The 2,419-nt window shown below is 30.2% G+C and carries 2 protein-coding genes; both read right to left on the minus strand.

Annotated elements, in window-relative coordinates; all coding sequences use genetic code 11:
* Window positions 1-109 precede the first annotated feature (109 nt).
* Window positions 110-1,054 (minus strand): hypothetical protein, encoded by a 945-nt coding sequence (locus ACOYLT_RS11555; protein ID WP_422853993.1) that lies wholly within the window; start codon window positions 1,052-1,054, stop codon window positions 110-112.
* Window positions 1,054-2,274, minus strand: coding sequence for an McrC family protein (locus ACOYLT_RS11560; RefSeq protein WP_422853994.1), 1,221 nt, complete (start codon window positions 2,272-2,274; stop codon window positions 1,054-1,056). Before ACOYLT_RS11560 ends, ACOYLT_RS11555 begins: the two co-directional genes overlap by 1 nt.
* Between the last annotated feature and the right edge of the window lie 145 nt (window positions 2,275-2,419).

A 2,419-nucleotide genomic window follows, 5' to 3' on the forward strand; every position in this document is an offset into this window, starting at 1 on the left:
TCAGTTGAAACCACTTGATTGATTAATGGTTTAACTCTAATTCGATTTGTCTCTGTGTCTAAAAATGATTCGCATTTAATATTCTTATAAACATTTCCTATTTCCATAATTATTCCTTTATCCAAGCTTCAATTTTATCGATAAGACGTTTTTTTAATTCATCTGGAGTGTTGTAAATGATATGTGGAAAGTGGTTTGTATCAAAATGAGTTTCTTTAAAATCTTTTTCGTTACAGGTGTAAATCACCTTTAAGCCTCTTCCTAAAGCAAAACCAGCTTCAAAATATACCCCGTCTTTTTGTTGAGTGAAATCAGCTATACAAAATCGGGATTTTTTAATGTTTACAATAATTCCATCATTTATTGTTTGTTCAGATTCAACATGAATTTCATCTATTAATAATGGATTGAAACCTGTATCACTAACTGCCTCTTTAATAGCTGTTCTGATTTCTGTCATACCATCACCAAAGGACATTGCTATAAAACAATTATTGGAGTTTTTACCATTTTCAAGACTTTCAAATATTTTATTTAAACCATTGAAAGTAATATTATATTGAATACAATAACCATCATGATTATTTTCACTCACTACTAAACCAGCATTGTCCAATACTTGAACATAGAAATTACACTCTTCTGAATCTCTAAAATATAGTGAATTAACAAAGTCTAAGTCAAATAACTCTCCAAATCTAATTATCTCACCTTCCTTTTTCTGTTTATCATATAATTTGAATAAAAGATTAGATACTTTTTCATTCGGTGAATTTGGATATGAACTATGTTGAATCAAATATTTTAAATCTTCCAGTTTGACAATTTTAGTTCTGTCGTCAAACCACAAATCATTCAATGCCAACCCTTTTAAAATCAGCTTTTCGATATCTGACAGCTCAGGTAAATGCAAATCAATATCCCATTCGAACTTGAACGGAATTTTTTTGTCTCCAAACTTTATAAAATAATCAATTGCATCTTCATTGGTTTCAATATTATGTGTTTGAATACCCGTAATAAAACAATTTAAAGGCGATGTTCTATTTCCCATTAGTTTAATAATTTATCTATTATCTTATCCCCAATCTTAATATCCAAGTAATTATTATCATCTAACACTGATACAAATCCAACCTTACATTGATTGTCTTCTGGTGTTGGAGCACCTTTCCAGAACCTACCGAATGATTCATTAACTGAATTAGAATGTGGATATAAAAGCATACTTTTTTTTGCATTCCAATATAGATTGTAAGCGTACATCTGCTTTAAATCATCATCACTAGGTTTAGGATTATTGATGTCTAAAACTTTCCATTTGGTGTCAACAACATAAGTATTTGTGCCAAATTCTGTTTCATGTAATAAAACTAAATCTGGTCTAATTGTTCTGTTTTCCCAAAACTTTTGTTTGTTTTGAAAACTTACCGTTATACCTTCATGATTTGCTTTTAAAAGCATTCTATAAATGTACTCTTCCCAAAGTTTATTCATATCAAACAATAGCGTCAACATGTTTTCTTGACCTGTTCTAATGTCTGGAGAATAATTTAGAATTATCATTTTAGCAATTTGCAAAGCCTGTGAGTAAACTACAGTCTTTCTGTTTTCTTTTAACTTATCAAAGTGACTTTTTTGTATTGGAATTTCTTTAATTTCTGGGAAACTAAGTTTGAGTCTTGCAATTCTGTCTTTCAAAGATGTATTAAAAGTTATGTCACCTAAAATACTGAGTGCTTTCAACAAAATCTGATTGGCTAGATTTTCAAAATCATAAATCTGGTGTTCCGTATAAAAGCGTTCTTGGTGTATAAGGTTTTGCTGAATATTTTTATTGAAATCTAATCTTCCTTTTAAAGACAAAACGTTTGAGGAATGCCTTCTATATTGTTTTATTAAACCTCTTCGTAAAAGCAATTGGACTTCATCTAAATAAATTTCAAAGTACAATTCCAGTAAAGAATTGTGTCTTTGTTTTAAACTCGCTTCAGAAACAGAGGTTACGTTGATGTGCTTACATACTTTGAGCATCTTTAAAAGAGCACTATGCCAAGTTCTATAATCTTCGTCTGTCGCTTTTATTTTGTCAGCTTTAGGGAGAATTTCTATGGTTAACCCACCGATTTGAATTACCCCAACATAATTGTTAAACTGAACTCCATCACGTATCCCAGTAAAATATAAATTATTGTTATTATCATTAAATTCAAGCAAGCGTTCCAATTCTCTGGGCAATAATTGCCTTCCCTTCCAATCTGTATGGAGGGTCAATTTTTCGAACTCAAAAACTTGTATTACTCTAGCCACTATATTTTATTGATAAATTGCCTTAAAATCCCAATTATCAGTAGTCGTTATTTCATAAACCCCACGCTCCAATAAATTCTGCAGAAGCTAATTTTGGTAAATATTTTTT

The sequence above is a fragment of the Flavobacterium sp. genome (assembly GCF_049318185.1).
Lineage (GTDB): Bacteria > Bacteroidota > Bacteroidia > Flavobacteriales > Flavobacteriaceae > Flavobacterium.

What these genes read in the sequence shown, in the direction of transcription:
- ACOYLT_RS11555 (WP_422853993.1), bottom strand. Translation starts at nt 1,054, where the DNA reads ATGGGAAATAGAACATCGCCTTTAAATTGTTTTATTACGGGTATTCAA.